Here is a 15,711-nt window from a genome sequence, read left to right as displayed (position 1 = left end):
GATTTAAATGTCTTTCATCCAGCGATGTACAGCGATGTTGGCGCTGCTGTCTCTATTAATCGGAGTCTCTCTGATCGGAGGGGCAGCTGCTGATGCTAGCGTTAGTCAACCGCCGGAAGGCGCGGTGGAATTTGCCAAGCACCATTTCCAGCAAATTGTCGAGGACGTTGTTTTCTCGGATGTTCCGGCTGACTGGGGCTTCAAAGAGGAGCCGGGAAACATCACATTTAGCGATCTGTATCCCATCTACAGCTTGAACGCAGACTTTGCCCTCGGACAATCGGACAGCCTCATCACGGAAAATCGGCAGCCGAAATGGGTTGCGGTCATTTTCCAAGACGGGCAGCCGGTCAATGCCATCGGGACAGAACTAACGGCAGACGGACATTGGGAATTGGCCGAGATTGGGTATCCTCGCGAGCTTCCAGGAGGACTGCTGAATCTCAAGGAGAACGAATTGCTCGTACATGACTTCCCGGCCGAGGAGTACTACGTGTATTCGGAGCCAACCAATTCCGTCATGAAACTGGAGCCGACGGAAGGGAAATACAGCCTCAGCAGCTCGCAGAGCAAGGAACAATTTCAAAGCCTGTTAATGGAACGTTACCATGATATAGACGCTTGGGCAGAGGATGCCTCCGGCGGATTCATGGATGCGGAGCCGAGTCAATCCGGGTTCCGTTCATCGAATGCACTGTACGCGGGGATCTCCATTCTGGCTGTGGGTGGCACCTGGCTGTATTTAACAAAACGCAACCATTCAGGAGAATAAAATAGACGGCTAACAACACCATGCCTTGCCTTCAGACCAGCGCACGGTCAGTGATCAAGCAAACAGCATAGGGCTGCCCCCTGAGGGACAGCCCCTTAATGCTTTCTATATGGAGTTCACCTATCACCAGGCCAAAGGCTGCTGAAAGCGTTGGAAACCCTGTATCCTACCGTTAAATGGTCCAGCGAAGCAGGGAACCGGCATAGGTCATGCCGCCGCCAAAACCGTACAGCAGCACCACATCGCCTGCCTTCAACCGGCCATCATCCACTGCCAGCTGAAGTGCCAGTGGAATCGAAGCAGCGGACGTGTTGCCGCGATACTCCACACTGGTCAGCGTCCGCTCCAGCGGGACCAGCCCCCGTTCGCAAATCGCTTCGATCATCCGCAGATTGGCGCTGTGCGGCACGAACCAATCCACCTGCTCAGCTGAAAGCTCCGCTTTGTCCAGCAGCTGCCGCACGCCTTCCGGAATGTTGCGAACCGCCCATTTGTACACTTCCCTGCCGTTCTGCACAAGGCTGCCGGGTTTCAGCTCGACACCTTCCATCTGCTCGGACAGCGATGTTTTGTATAGATGAATGCCGCCCTCGCCATACGTGCCCGAGATGGACGCCATGAACTCCCCGGCGCTGTCATCCCGCTCCACCAATACGGCTCCTGCCCCGTCCCCGAACAGCACACATGTCGTTCGGTCGGTGTAATCTGTCACTTTGGACAAAGTCTCGGCTCCAATCACGACAATCTTGTTATACATTCCGCCGGTGACTAAACCGTCAGCCATCTGAAGCGCATAGACAAAGCCCGCGCAGGCCGCATTGATATCAAGTGCGCCCGTGCTTGCAATGCCGAGCTTCGCCTGAACCCTGGAGGCCGTGCTGGGGAAAGCATAATCCGGTGTGCTGGTCGCAACCAGAATCATGTCCGCATCCTGGACGTTGACACCGTAACGGTCGACCATATCCCGGACCGCCTTAATGGCCAGATCCGATACATACTCATCCGGTGCCGCAATCCGCCGCTCGCGCATGCCTGTGCGCTGAACAATCCATTCGTCGCTCGTATCGACCATTCTTTCCAAATCCGCATTGCTCAGCACGCGCTCCGGAACGTAGGTGCCGATCGCTGTAATCTTCGATTTTGACTGGCCCAATCTACTAGCCTCCTGTCGCTGGAATCCATATTTTAGAGAAACTGTACTTTAGAATCTGTATTTTCAAATTTGAAGTTATAACTATTATAACACCTGGTATTAGTACTTGCTACTAATTTATAGTTGGAACAACATGAGGAAGCTTAATGTGGCCCCACACGGGCGCCACGATATTAAGCCAGATACTTCATCATATTATGTAAAATAACCGCATAGCCGCTGGGGAACATGTGAATACCATCAATCGCATATTCCTTCTTCAAATTCCCTTCCTCATCGGTCAGCCCCTCATTCACATCGATATAGGCATACCCATGACGAGCCGCCAACTGCTCCAGCGCCTGGTTCGCCTCCCGGATCGCCTCATTCGTCCTTCTCTGAAAGATTTCCTCCATCTGAGCCTTGGACACAAAGGGAAAGTCATCCTTCGCATTCACGGGATAATACGCCATCACATACACCCGGCAATCCGGCAGTCTTGATGCAATTCGGGTCAATATTTCATCATAGCCTGCAATCAGCTTCTCCAGCGTGTAATCCGGCGCACTGATATCATTGGTACCGATGTTAATAAAGATGGTCGAGGGCTCCAGTTCATAAATGCATGTCTCCATCGACGCGAGCAGCTCCTCCGTCACGTACCCCGCGATCCCGCGATTATAAATGCAATACCGCTGTCCTAGCGACTGCTGCAGCTCATGAATCGGAAAAAACTCCATCAGCGACGAGCCGACCAGCACCGTCTGCCCTTTCTTGGCCAAACGATTGAGCAACTTATAATGGTACAGCTTTAGCTTTTTCTCATCGTATCCTTCCGGTGCCATGTCCGGCTCGGTCCACGGTTCACCTTCTCCTGCCGCTCCCGTGCCTTTAGGGTTGTCCGATGAAACCATTTGCATCCCTCCTGCTTCAAGATTCTTCCTAATTCTACATCAAAGATTCCAATCCATGTGAGAATTCTGCACGATTCGCAACAAAAAAATCGGACCAGGAAGGCTTCTGCCATCCCCGGTCCGATCGATTAAAACCATAATTCTTCACTGGCCGACATCGAATGAATCTGCACTTGATCATGCGCGGCCTCCACCTCTTCCAGCAGCCGGCTGCGAAGCCGGTCTGTTTCTTCCTTGACGGCATGTACCAGCACGTTATGCCTTGCCGGCATGGCTGACATCATGCGCCGCACATCCTCGCAGCCTTGATGCACCTTGTATTTGAGCTTCTTCACCGCACAGACGCCGTATGCGCTCGGCTGCCGCAGCAGCCGCTCGGCAAAGGTGCCCTTGGAAGCGTGGCCCGTCAGCAATACAAGATGCCTTGGATCATCGCGCAGCTGTTCATAATACCACCGGGCCAGCTCGGACTGCATCATGCCGTCGGTAATAAACCATATCGAGGCTCCCAGCGTGTCGAGCAGCCGGATTCGGTCATCCTCATGCCCCGGTACAAGCAGATCTTCGCGTCTGAGAAACCGCTCGACCTGAGCTTTCATGTCCCGGCCTGTATAGCCATCACGCTCACGCAGCCATTCCGGGCTGCTGAGCAGCCGCTCCATGCCGTTTAGCAGTCCGCGCTCGATCACAATCGGCGTGTCCCGGTAGGTCCGGTAAGCCCACAGCAGCATCTCCTGGCCCCGGCCTGTTGCCGGTACGGGAAGCAGGACTTTGCCCCCCTGATCCAGCGTACCCCGGATCGTCTTCTCCAGCAGTTCCAGCTTGTCGTTCTGTGACTCGGCATCCGTACCGTAGGCTGCGTCAATGATCGCCAGGTCCGCATAGATCGCTTCCTTCCGGACACCCCGCGGGCTGTCATCCTCCAGCAGCATGGACTCGGCCGTATAGTCTCCGGAATAGAAGATTTCCTTGCCCTCGGCCCGGATCAGCAGCCATACCGAGCCAGCCATATGCCCGCTGCGCCCCCACATGGCCTCAACGCCCGGAACCACTTCGAACCAGGTCAGCCTCGCGGCAGCCTCGTCAAGGAAACGATATCGGATCGCTTTATAGTCCGCCTCCTCGTAGGGCAGCGGCCCCCCGGAGCGCTCCGTAAACGCTCGCCAGCTCTCGAAATAGGATTCCACTTGAGCCGCTGTCTCCCGGGTCGTCCACACTTCACCCTGATAGCCCAGCCGATACAGCATCGGAATCGCCACGGAATGATCCTCATGGGCATGGGAGAGAAACACGGCGTTCAGCTTGAGCACCAGTTCCGGCTCAATCAGGGGATACTCCCCGGCGCCTTCTCTTTTGACGCCGCAGTCCAGCAGCAGATGAATATCGCTGCCGCTCAGTACATAAGCGGAGCGGCCATGTTCGCCAGCGCCGCCCCAAACTTTGAGCTTCATCATGATGCATTCCACTTTCTGTTAGATTTAAGCGCCTCAACCACGAGCAGCAGCGCCACGGTCATCCCGACAGATACGACAGCCATGGCCATGCCGAGCGATACTTGCCCCTGTTCAAACTGGGCGAAGATATACGTGGCTGACGTCTGCATCGAAGGAGGCAGAATCAGCAAGGAACCGACCAGCTCCCGCACCGAGATGGTGAACGTCATGATCCACCCTGCCAGCATTCCCGGCACAATCAGCGGAAGCAGAATCCGCCGCATAATCAGCAGCGGGCCGCCTCCGAATACTTGCCCGGCCTGGAATAGGCTCCCGTCAATTTGCGTGAAATTGGCTTTGACATACTGCACCGTGTACGGCAGGAAGAGCACCACATAGGTGAGCACCACCATGCCGTAGGTGTTATACAGCGTCGCTGGCAGCCATGGCGAGTTCCAGAACAGAATCAATCCGACAACCGTGACGATGCCCGGCACGGTGTTGGGCAGCAGGCTGAACAGGTCAATGACCCGCTGTGTCCGCTTCTGCGATTTCCCGACGGCCAGGGCGAATCCGGTACCAAGCACCACCGCAATCGTGGAAGCAGCGAGCGACAAGCCCAGACTGTTCCCCAGCGCCTTCATGCTGACAGAGCCCCAGGTCAGCAGATCCCTGTAATGGTCCAACGTCAGGTTATCCCATGCCAGACCGGCTCCACGCAGCTTCATCAAGGAAGCGACGATGACCGAGAAGTAAGGAATGCCTATCGAGAAGATCAGCAGCAACGCCAGATACACCACGCTGGCTGCACCCGTCAGGCCGCGCAGCGCGTATCGCTTCGAGCGCTGTCCCTTGCCGCCGACGAGCCGGTAAGTGAACCTCCGGCTAATGGTGGACTGCATATACCACATCACAAGACAGACCGACAGCAGAATCGAGGCCAGCGATGTTGCCTTGCCGAAATCGATCGGCCAGCTGGAAATGTACTTGTGAATTTCCGAGGTCATGACATAATAGCCGATACGGCGCCCGAACGTGGCCGGGGTGCCGAATTCCGCAATCGTTTTGACAAAGACCAGCATCGCCCCCATGCCGTACGAAGACAATAGCAGCGGCAGCATAATTCTGCGGAAGCGATATCCGCTGCTGGCCCCGTGCACCGCTCCGGCCTCCTCCAGATTGCCGCCGATGCGAATGATCGCGTCGCGCAGCAGCAAATAGAGGAAAGGGAACAAGTGCAGACACATGATCAGCACCATCCCCCCGAAGCTGAAGAAGGAGTCGCTTAGTGCGGCGCTGCCCGGCAGCCATTGCTGCAGGTAGCCTCCTTTTTGCATGAACAAAATCCAACCCATGGAGCCGATATAAGGAGGTGTCATGAACGGAATCATGAGCACCACATCAATCCATCGATGCTGTCCGAGCCTCGTCTTTGACATGATCCAGGCCAGGGGCAGCGCGAGCAGCGTGGTTCCCGCCACTACACATACCCCGAGCCATATCGTCTGAAAGAGTACGCTGGACAGATCATGTCCGGCAATCGTTCGTATCGGTGCCAGCAGATCCAAACCCTGCCCTGTCGATACACTCTGCCAGAAAATCAGCAGCAGTGGTATGACGATACCTATTACGAGTAGAAATAAAGCAAGTATAATTCCGATATTCCGAAAGAAGCTAGGGCTGTCCTTGAAAACAGGTTTCACTGCTGCTCACCTCACATACATTGCCTTCCTATGCTTCTTAATGCTTACTTGAACACCTCGGAGAAACGGGCTGCCGTCTCATCCCCATGATCGTTCATCCATGCCCAGTCTACAGGCAGAAGCGGGATATCCTTCAGGTTCGTGCGTCCTTCCGCTTCCACGTCCTCGCGACCTGGAATCAGGTATGCTTCAGCGACAAGCTTCTGTGCTTCATCAGACAGCAGGTAGTCAATAAATGCCTTCGCGTTGTCGACGTTCTGGCTGGAGTTCAGAATGGCTGCCGGTCTAGGGCTCACGACCGTTCCTTCTGCCGGGTATACGATGTCTACCGGCTCGCCTTTGACTTTGGCAGAGTAAGTCATGTAATCCACACCTGCGGCAACGATGCTTTTCGCACCGGTAATGACGGGATCAAGCGCCTCCTGGTTTGCGCCGGCCATAGCTACACCATTCGCTTTGTAGTTCTCGAACAGCGACCATCCTCCTTCACCCTTTACGCTCAGATAGCCTGTAATAAAGTCAAGGGCAGAACCGGACAGCGTTGGGTCAGGGATGTTCACGGAATCCTTCCACTCCGGAAGCTCCAGATCGCTCCAGCTTTGAGGCGGATTCGATACCAGGTTCGTGTTGTAGACAATGCCGAGCGCCGATGCGCTAGTGCTGAAATAGTGACCGTCCGCATCCGACCATTCTGTGTTCAGCTTGTCGCTGTTCACGGCATCCGGATAGGCCATTGTAAGTCCTTCCGCTTTCAGCGATTGGGCCGAAGGAAGGGAAGCCAGGATGACAACGTCCGCTACCGGATTTCCTTTCTCTGCTTCCAGGCGAGCCAGGATTTTGCCTGTGGTCCCTTGGAACATTTCAACTTTCACGCCCGTTTGAGCTTCAAAACCGCTGATCAGGTTGTCCGCCAGCTTCTGTGGACCGGCACTGTACAGCACCAGTTTGCCGCCCAACGCATTTCCGGTTTCCTGAGGTGCTTCTTGAGTTGCCGTTTCCTCCGGCGCCGCTTGTCCGGTGTTCGCCGGCTCGATCGTTTGGCTGTTGCTTGTTGCGTTGCCGCAGCCGAACAGGCTGATGCTCATGACGGATGCCAGCAGCAATAACGTTCCTTTTTTACGAAAAGCCATCTTTTTCATTTAGACCATCTCCCTTTATTAGTTAACCTAAAGCTAAAGGCTCCAGGTTTGGTTGTTGTTGCACTGCTGAAGAAATATCTGCTCCCTGCATCCAGCATATGGATTCCGGGGAAACATACAGCTCCACACGCTCCTGAACGGTTGCTCGCTTCGACGAGTAAACCGTCCATTCATCCAGCCCGTCCACCTGAAGCCGGATCTCATACCGCTCACCAACATAACTGACATGACGTACGGTTGCCGCATAACTTCTGTCATCATCTGAGGTTCGGCTCCACTTCACCTGCTCCGGACGAACCATCGCCCGCTCCGGCTCCAGCCAGTTCGACTTGCCGATGAACGAAGCGACAAAAGGATGACTCGGCGCTTTATATATCGATTCCGGAGTCCCTCGCTGCAGCACTTCCCCCTTGCGCATCACGACGATTTCATCGGACATGGACATCGCCTCGATCTGATCATGGGTAACATACAGCGCCGTTAAGCCCATGTCCTTCACCAGCGACATCATCTCCACCCGCATTTCCTCCCGCAGCACCGCATCAAGCGCGCTGAGCGGTTCATCAAACAGCACCAGCGCCGGGCGAATTGCGACCGCTCTGGCAAATGCGACCCGCTGCTGCTGTCCGCCGGACAGCTGATGGGGATAGCGGTCTTCCATTCCCTGCAGCCGGACCATGGCCAGCGCTTCGGTCACTTTCTCCTTGAGGCCGCTGTGCTGCTTTGCGGCTTTCAGGCCGAAGGCGACATTCTCGAAGACGGTCATATGCGGCCACAGTGCAAAATCCTGGAACACCATCCCGAATTGCCGCTTATGTGCAGGCACATCCGTTCGCTTGCTCGCGGAGTAAATGCACTTGCCGGCGGAATAAATCTCTCCGCCATCGGGCTGCTCCAGCCCTGCAATCATGCGCAGGAGGGTGGTCTTGCCGCAGCCGGAAGGCCCCAGCAAGGTTGTGAATTCGCCCTGCCGCAGTTTCAGATCTGTCGGCAGCAGCGCAGGCGTGCCTGCAAACGATTTATGGATCCCTTTGATTTCGATCTCCATTTTGATCCCCTGCCTGTTCTTTTTAAGCTGATTTCAGTGTAACGGTTCCGTTCAAGTATTGTATTAGACTTATGTAAACGCGGAATTAACTTTTTGTTTGAATTCTGTTGATATTCATAGAGTAAATCTATAGTGAGACATCTATTTAAGTTGAACAAAATGAATACCTGGTACTCCTGTCCAATTCGGCTTGCTCAACTACATATCTAGAACATGGGGAGAGTGGAAAGATGAATCTGATGAAACTGAAGATTGTGGAGCTGATCGACCGCCATCATAATATGACCAGTGTTGCGGACATTCTAGGGATTAAGCAGCCGACGGTGACATTTCATATGAAATCGCTCGAGGAGGAAATGCAGGTGAAGCTGTTCGAATCCCGTAATGGCAAAACCTTTCTGACCGAGGCGGGACAAGCTTTGCTGCATTATGCTGTCAAAATGAACGCCCTTGCCAAAGAATCCAAGCGTGTCGTCCGGGAATATGACAGCCTGTACCGCGGCACGCTGAACATCGGGGCCAGCTATGTGCCGGCGACCTACTTGCTTCCGCGTATCCTGAACGCTTTTTCCCAGGAGTTCCCCGGCATTCGCATCTCCTTGTCCGTCAAGCCCTCGCCCGTAATCCGCGATATGCTGATCCGCCATCAGATTGATCTGGGCATTATCTCGTCGGAACCCTTTACGGGTCAGAGCCTGCTGGCCGAATCGCTATGTTCCGATGATCTGGTGCTCGTCTGTGCGGCCGATCATCCATTAGCCAAAGCGGAAGCGCTGGAACCTGATCAGATTGCCCGCACCCCGTTCGCACTTCATGGAACGGAATCAAGCACCCGGCAGCTGACAGATCAATGGGTGGAGCGCCACGGCGTTCGGCTGCGCAGCACGGTTGAGCTCGATTCCCTGGAGGCCATTAAGCAGCTGGTGCTGTTAGGCCACCATATTTCCTTCATGTCAAGGATGGCCGTGCGGCGGGAAGAAGAACAAGGCTGGATGCATATCCTGCCGATCCCGGGGCATCAGGCGTTCCGGCATATCTACAGCGTGTATAATGCGGATCGGCTGCCTTCCGTACAGATGAGCCGTTTCCGCGAGGTGTTGAGAGAGGCAGGAGCGCAGGCAGAGCAGGGAATGCTGTAGCGAGAGGGGACAAGTCTACGGGGAGATGCCCATACGCTCTGAGCTTCCTGAAGTTCCCGAACTTCCCGGACTCCCCGAGCTCCCCGGACTTCCGGCAGCATCTTGGGCACCATTCCTGCCAAGTCCGAGATTAACAATAATTGGAGTATGCCATTCAAAAATTCTATGGAAATTTGATGCATTTCCCCCTTCCTTTTAACAGCGGTCTTGTACTTCACCTTTACAGTGAACATGTATTCAATAATTCAAAGGAGTGGTGGATAATGATGAAAACATGGAAACGCATGACGCTGGCAGCGATCGTTGGTGTCACGGCATGGGGAAGCGTGCTCGCAGGTACAGGACTCGAGTCTGTATCAGCCGCACCGAATGCGGTGCCTTCGTATGAGGTGAAATTCAGCGCAAGACCAGAAGCGGTATTAACCCCGGACCGGCAGGTTCGCCCGGAAGTCATTCAACAGCTGGGCGTCTCTTCAACGCCACTGGCAATTGGTGTTGCCTATTTCGATACCGATGATCTTGCCCTGAATGAACAAGGCTGGAATGTTCGTTTCCGCAAGAAAGCAGATAAGAACAACTACGAATTGACTTTCAAAAAGCGGTATCCGATCATCAACGGAGACATTGATGCTGCGCTGACTTTGGCGAACAAAGAGGGCTTTGATTCCTCCGATGACAATTACGAGGCTGAAATCGACTGGGGCTACAGCCGGCAAACTCTCAGCTTCTCCAACGAGAAGAAAGTCAGCGTCAATATGGCGGGTCCTCAGCTGCCATCCGAACAAGTGATGCTCTCCCATCTGTTGGACAAGCTGCCTGGCAAGCTCAATAAATGGTCTGCTCCAAACTGGGGCAAGCAAATGCTGTCTCAGTCCCGCTCTTATGGACCGGTGGTATTCGACCGTTACGAGGGGCAATGGCAAGGGGTGAAGATGACTCTCGAAGTATGGCCGATTCGCAACAGCAGCGGTACAGGTACCGAGGATTTCATCGAGGTTTCCTTTAAAACTGCTGATCGCAATGTAGCAACCCGTCTTCGTGCCGAGTTGCTGGAGCTGCTCGAGTCTAACGGCTGGCTGCTGCCTGGCGACGACTTGAAGACCCAACTGATCCTCGAGCGGTATTAATGATCGGCGAGGAATACTGACTTCGCGGTCATGTCTGCATGCAGTAAATCATAGAGGCTGTCCCTTAGCGGACAGCCTCTATATCATTTTGACAGAATTCATTTTTCAGTTGACATACATGGCCGCCAAAGGGAGTGAACACAGGCTGAACTTGCTTCATAGCAGCACGTTTTTTTGCCCCTCACTTGGATGCCTATCTTACACTCGTTCTAGCGGCCGAAATGGTTCAGGCGGGAGCTCAACTCGGATGGGATCCCCTGCTCGTATTTCTCCCCCAACTAGCACGATAGCCATGACGCCAGCCTTTCGAACAAGCTTCCCATCCGCGTCTTTATCTAAAACGGCACTCAACAGTCCTGGCTGAAAGTTGTCGATCTGAGCACAAGGATTGCGCAGTCCTGTGATTTCAATAACCGCGGATTCGCCAATATACAGCTTTGACCCTGTTGGCAAATCAAGCAAATGAATCCCGCGGGTCGTTATGTTCTCACCCATTTGCCCGGGCTCAACGTGAAAACCAGCCCTCCCTACTTCGTCGAATAACTCCGAATGAATTAAGTGCACTTGCCGCAGGTTCGGTTGATCCGGGTTTTGCGCCACTCGTGAACGATGCTTCACAGTCCCTCCCATGTGGGCATCACCTTCCACTCCCAGACCAGCAAGTAAGTGGATCGTCGTTACTACCTCTTTGCTAAAAGTATGTGTTGCACTTCGACTGACTGACATCACTTCTCCGACTTGAGAAACAAGGCTTGTCATCATGATATTGCACCTCCATTCCATGAAAAAGCACGTCCACCACTACAACCAAAGTCTTCTTTAACTCCATTATATGTGGATTCATAACAACCTTGCAGTCCCCGGCGTATATCTATGGTTGGACACTAAGTGCCCTTACCCGCAGCGGTGCTGCCATCAGCAAAAAAGGATGCCTGCAAATCAGGCATCCCTTGTTCTGCGTTGAGTTAAGCTAAACCCCTTGCCCACCCTCAACAATTTATAGCCAACACACGGTAGTTACATTTAAGAATACACTGTACTTACATGCTGAATCGCAATCTTGTTACAGTACCGGGCTAACTTTAATAGTGTCAGACATGGCCCTGCGTCCAACGATTCGGAGGTCCAATTTTCCCTATTGGTAGGGTTGTGTTCACCTCTATAAATTGTTTACCAGCTTAACTATTCAACCAGATTAACGGTCCAGTTCTTTTCCTGGATTTTAAAATCCAGCTCCCGGTATTCCTTCGATAAACGATCAATCTCGCTTTGGATTTTTGGAATGTCTACGGTGGCCTGGTACCTTACCTCAGAGCGGCTGTATCGATCCTGGCGGATGGACGCATGCTCCAGTAATTCATCGAGGATCTTTCGCTTTTGCATCACACTGTCCCGTTCCGCTAAGACGTCTGCAATGGTTCTGTTTTCATCAAATGGGGTGAGCGAATTTGTTTTGTTGATGGACATAATTAATACCGTTAATTGATTTATCGTCTCATTCAGCTCTTGAAGCAGCAATTCAGGCTTCTCGGCAGGCTCATCCCCTTCTTGGACTTTGACAACACGTGAAAGCCGCTCTCTCAGCTGCGAAATTTTCCGCTGACAATCCACACGCAACACTAAAGCTTCTGCAAGTTTCATCGAACTGTACCTCCTTAGGTATACCGATACTGATAACGAATAAGTTTAGGCGCCTCTCCCACGTCATGTTCACAGGCGCCGCTGCCGATTTCCCTGAAGCCTATTTTTTCAAACATTCGTCTGGATCTTATGTTCGTTTTCCGGAACTCGCCCACTGCTTCCTTACAAAAACCTTCATCGCTCCATCCGCCGCCCCTTCGCTCGTCTGTACACCCTAGAGCTAACCACCACCAGCACGAGCGCTGCCACATTACAAACGACCGTAACCATGCTCAAGCTCCCGATCTCAAAATAGCGAATCACATTGCTGATCAGAAACACGAGAAAAAGAAAGCTTGAGAGTATGAGCGTCAGCTTTTTATCTTGTTTATCCCTCATAGCTCCCCTTCCCTGCATCCGTCTATAATATGTACTTCTCCTTAATATACTTCATATGCTCTTCAAATTCCTGCCAAAATTGTCCATACTGTCCTTCAAACAGCTCCATGCCGCCCGCGTCCACATCCTTGCCGATATAAAAATCAGATGCCTGCTCGGCAAACGCATACACGATGGTGGCATATTCAGCGAGTGGCAGTGTAACGGCAAGATCTCTGTAATCCACATGATCATTTTTAACAAAGTGGCTCAACGTCACTTCATTCCCGTTCAGCGTCACATTCCACTTGATGTACGAAGAGCAGAAGAGCATGTACGCACCGCAGCAATTAATCAATGTTTCCTCTTTGATTCCTTCCGGATAGTACCTCGGCGGGGCCGCTAGAGGATTGGGGAATCCGTACCTTACCGTCCGCATTAGAGCAAGGGCGGCTTCATTAATGACCCAGTCACCGTCGTCCTCGCTTGAAATCATCACATCATTCACCTTTAAGTAAATCGGACCGTGGGAGCAGGGCTCCTCAAGTTCTTGAGTCAGGAAATGCTGATTCACAATTTTCAATTCAAAGTGGCCCATATCCATCTCCTTTGCTCATATCAACCCGGTCTCCTGTAAAGGTAAAGGGGCCCAGCCAAAGGGACCCAGCCGCAAGCTGTGATGCACCCTAACGCGCAATAAATTGGGACAACTATGAATTGGATAGATTTATCTCCGGTTCCTGTTGTCTCCTCTTATAAGAGTATAACGAACCGCGATGGATGAAAAGTGTAAAATAACACGTCTTCACTTCGGGAGTGACCGCGGCCTATATTGCAGCTTATTCCTTGCCGTTTCGCAAGTTGGAACAGCCCCACCTGATCAAGGTTGGGGCTGCTTGAGATCCAGGGCGGGGCGGGTTGAGCCGGATTCAGGTCAACCGCTCCTCTATTCACCACCGTCTATCGCTTGGCGATCGATTTTGTACTTGCGCCTGGCTTGGCACGGATTCACTTTACGGTTGCCCCGCTTCATCTTCAGCTTGCGTCTGGCTTTGCATATACTGCGTTTGCGCCGGACCCGGTACCGCTTACGTTTCCTTCTCCGCCGCAGGCGCCTCTGTAGCTCCGAATGTGCTGGCGGGCTAGCCGCAACTCCGGTTTCGGGTGATCGTGCTTCACCCGGACCTGGAATTTCGGGAGATTCCGGCGGTCCCGCGGGTCCAGGCGGGCCGGGAGGAATCACTGGCGGAGCGCCCGGCGGTCCTGGGGGAACAGGCGGGGCTGGGGGAACGGGCGGAAATATGCTGCATGTTTCGGGGATATACACAGATGCCGGCGGGAAGGATTGACTCATGACCAGTCCTGCCTCCGTCCAGATGGCAGCCGCATTCAGATTCGTCCTCATATCTGGAATCCCTATCCTATTATTCGAAATGACACCCTGGTTTGCCGCGAGTTGAAATTGCAGGATGCTTCTGTAGTATCTGCCTTCCCCCGCTGCCGCCGCTTCCGCTGACCACAGGTCCCCCACGGCAAAAGCAATGTCATAGCTGTTGGGTTGAAATGATACGGATACAACATCGCTGCTGTTAATATCGACAGGCTGATAGATGACCGGACTGGCGGGCGTTTGGACATAAGCGACCCGGAACGAGGTTAGATCCAGCTCGAAAGTCCCGTCATTTTGAATCGTGTATGGTGATGAACGACGAGGAACACGATCGGTGATGACTACATTTTCAGTAATGGTGTATATTTGTCTGGCGGACGCCACCATTTCATCGCGCAACGCAACCTGCGCGTTGCTAATATCACGCGGAACGATGTAAGCCTGGCCAGAGGAAGCCGTTTGGTCCAAATATTCGGGCAGCCGGACTGCCCCGCCGATCCCAATCGTATTGATGACAATGCCATTCGCACGTGCGGCATCCGCCGCAGCAATCATGAAGCGCTTCGCAGCATTGCTTGCGTACACGTTGCGGCTGGTTAACTCGTAATAATCGATCTGGCGGGTCTGAGGAATTTTTTGGTCCGTAGCAAAAATCATAAGTTCGGTCTCAGAGTTATCATACGTCACGGTATCCAGCGACTGGCCCACAATGCTCTGCGGAAAAAATGGATCCGTATATACAGGCTCAAGCGGCACCCCCGAGGCCGACTAGGAATACTGCCATATTCCGTTGACCTTGGCGAAAAAGGGGCTCTGCTCGTAGTAATAATAATTCGCAGCGAAGCCGATCCGCCCGTTGGACCAGTAATACCCATTCAGCGTCACATCATCCAGCATATTGGGAACGGAAGGTACGCGTGTGATATTGTCCGCATTTCTTCCGTCAAAGTTATGCCATTCCCCGGCAAAAGGATTGACCGTTAACTGGCCTGCAGTCGCTTCGAAAAATTCCACACTTCTGCTCAAGGCACGCAATTTCAGTCTGACGATTTGCAGCGGTGTAAATGTGGCAGGATCATAATTGTCCGGGTCGATCCCCTCCCGAACCAGGTCTTCACTCGTCACAAGCGCCTGAATCCCGTTATACACAGCGTACAAAAGCGCCCCTTCCTGAACAAGCGAAGCGGCATGGATGTGGGCCGGGATATTCGCTTCATTGTAATAAGCATAGAAAGTAGAAGATGCCGCGCTTTCCCCATCCGTGATGAAGATGATCAGCTTATGGGCATGCTCCGGAACACCCTCCAGCAGCTCGTTTGCGAGCAGCAGCCCCGATTGTGCATTGGTATTGCTGTAGCGGCTGATGTTGTTGACCATGGAAAGAATATCATTCTCATCCTGATAGAAAAATTCCGTTTTATCCGCCACGCTCTGGAAATTGGCGAGTGCGGTTGCTGCTTGTGAAGGGCTGTATGCATTGGCGCCGATATAATAATCCTCGACGGGCGCACCGCCGCCGGCCGGCAGCGTCGAAGGAGCGGGGTTGACCAAGCCGCTGAATTGGCCTTGGCCATCGGCTTGGGTGACATGCACACGGGCTCCGTTGCCGAAGGTGACGAGCGCGATATTTTTCTCAATGGCCGCATACTCCTCCGAGAATATGATATCCAGAAATCCTTGTATCGCTTGTGCCGTCACCTGAAAACGAGTGGCCGTGTTGTTGTTAATATCCTGTGTCCCCATGGAAGAGGTAGCATCGACGACAAACACGAGATAAAGAGGTATTCCGGTCAGGATCGAGCTGCCCTCAGCCGACAGCGTTACGGTAAAGGTACAGGGATTATTGGGATTGCTACTCGCTGTTTTTTCAATATTTAGCACGGCATGCAGTCCTCCTTTCTCTGATATTGTCCTTA

Annotated in this window: 15 protein-coding genes; 3 read left to right on the top strand and 12 right to left on the bottom strand. The window is 53.1% G+C overall.

All coding sequences use genetic code 11. The features are described 5' to 3' along the window. The first annotated feature begins 7 nt into the window (after window positions 1-7). On the top strand, window positions 8-772 hold the full coding sequence (locus CHH75_RS15655) for a hypothetical protein (RefSeq protein WP_095267139.1): 765 nt from the start codon (window positions 8-10) through the stop codon (window positions 770-772). A gap of 172 nt (window positions 773-944) precedes the next feature. Here the strand turns inward: CHH75_RS15655 and CHH75_RS15650 are convergent, their stop codons facing one another. The 6 genes from CHH75_RS15650 to CHH75_RS15625 all read right to left on the bottom strand — a co-directional run bounded on the left by CHH75_RS15650 (window position 945) and on the right by CHH75_RS15625 (window position 8,141). Further along, window positions 945-1,925: a ketoacyl-ACP synthase III gene (locus CHH75_RS15650; RefSeq protein ID WP_095398618.1), complete on the bottom strand. Its 981-nt coding sequence runs from the start codon at window positions 1,923-1,925 to the stop codon at window positions 945-947. A gap of 173 nt (window positions 1,926-2,098) precedes the next feature. Beyond that, a complete protein-coding gene (locus tag CHH75_RS15645) occupies window positions 2,099-2,818 on the bottom strand; it encodes a GDSL-type esterase/lipase family protein (RefSeq protein WP_176475591.1) in 720 nt (239 codons plus the stop codon). A gap of 128 nt (window positions 2,819-2,946) precedes the next feature. Further along, window positions 2,947-4,272, bottom strand: a complete 1,326-nt coding sequence (locus CHH75_RS15640; RefSeq protein WP_095398617.1) for an MBL fold metallo-hydrolase — start codon at window positions 4,270-4,272, stop codon at window positions 2,947-2,949. Beyond that, window positions 4,269-5,954: an ABC transporter permease gene (locus tag CHH75_RS15635; protein WP_095398616.1), complete on the bottom strand. Its 1,686-nt coding sequence runs from the start codon at window positions 5,952-5,954 to the stop codon at window positions 4,269-4,271. The genes CHH75_RS15640 and CHH75_RS15635 overlap by 4 nt, the downstream gene beginning before the upstream one ends. A gap of 44 nt (window positions 5,955-5,998) precedes the next feature. Continuing rightward, entirely contained in the window at window positions 5,999-7,093 is a 1,095-nt protein-coding gene (locus CHH75_RS15630) for an ABC transporter substrate-binding protein (RefSeq protein ID WP_244908268.1), read from the bottom strand. A 22-nt stretch (window positions 7,094-7,115) separates the two neighbouring features. Then, a complete protein-coding gene (locus CHH75_RS15625) occupies window positions 7,116-8,141 on the bottom strand; it encodes an ABC transporter ATP-binding protein (protein ID WP_095267133.1) in 1,026 nt (341 codons plus the stop codon). 230 nt (window positions 8,142-8,371) lie between these two features. On the opposite strand from CHH75_RS15625, the gene CHH75_RS15620 reads away from it, so the two are divergent. Beyond that, a complete protein-coding gene (locus tag CHH75_RS15620; protein WP_095267131.1) occupies window positions 8,372-9,280 on the top strand; it encodes a LysR family transcriptional regulator in 909 nt (302 codons plus the stop codon). A gap of 266 nt (window positions 9,281-9,546) precedes the next feature. After that, window positions 9,547-10,407: a CYTH domain-containing protein gene (locus CHH75_RS15615; RefSeq protein WP_095267435.1), complete on the top strand. Its 861-nt coding sequence runs from the start codon at window positions 9,547-9,549 to the stop codon at window positions 10,405-10,407. Between the two features lie 198 nt (window positions 10,408-10,605). Here the strand turns inward: CHH75_RS15615 and CHH75_RS15610 are convergent, their stop codons facing one another. From CHH75_RS15610 to CHH75_RS15585, 6 genes are all read right to left on the bottom strand, one after another. Further along, complete coding sequence (locus tag CHH75_RS15610; RefSeq protein ID WP_095267431.1) at window positions 10,606-11,169, bottom strand: MOSC domain-containing protein; 564 nt, start codon at window positions 11,167-11,169, stop codon at window positions 10,606-10,608. Between the two features lie 420 nt (window positions 11,170-11,589). Further along, window positions 11,590-12,048 (bottom strand): DIP1984 family protein, encoded by a 459-nt coding sequence (locus tag CHH75_RS15605; RefSeq protein WP_095398615.1) that lies wholly within the window; start codon window positions 12,046-12,048, stop codon window positions 11,590-11,592. A gap of 174 nt (window positions 12,049-12,222) precedes the next feature. Further along, window positions 12,223-12,426, bottom strand: coding sequence for a hypothetical protein (locus CHH75_RS15600; RefSeq protein WP_141235856.1), 204 nt, complete (start codon window positions 12,424-12,426; stop codon window positions 12,223-12,225). A 22-nt stretch (window positions 12,427-12,448) separates the two neighbouring features. Beyond that, a complete protein-coding gene (locus tag CHH75_RS15595; protein ID WP_095398614.1) occupies window positions 12,449-13,003 on the bottom strand; it encodes a hypothetical protein in 555 nt (184 codons plus the stop codon). Window positions 13,004-13,351: 348 nt separating this feature from the next. After that, window positions 13,352-14,452, bottom strand: a complete 1,101-nt coding sequence (locus CHH75_RS24905; protein ID WP_176475590.1) for a hypothetical protein — start codon at window positions 14,450-14,452, stop codon at window positions 13,352-13,354. A 111-nt stretch (window positions 14,453-14,563) separates the two neighbouring features. Next, entirely contained in the window at window positions 14,564-15,676 is a 1,113-nt protein-coding gene (locus tag CHH75_RS15585; protein ID WP_176475589.1) for a VWA domain-containing protein, read from the bottom strand. Window positions 15,677-15,711: the final 35 nt, after the last annotated feature.

This window comes from Paenibacillus sp. 7541, assembly GCF_002276395.1.
GTDB classification, from domain to species: domain Bacteria; phylum Bacillota; class Bacilli; order Paenibacillales; family Paenibacillaceae; genus Paenibacillus_AQ; species Paenibacillus_AQ campinasensis.
The sequence above is the reverse complement of the archived record's forward strand: the minus strand, read 5'-3'. Positions and strand labels throughout refer to the sequence as shown.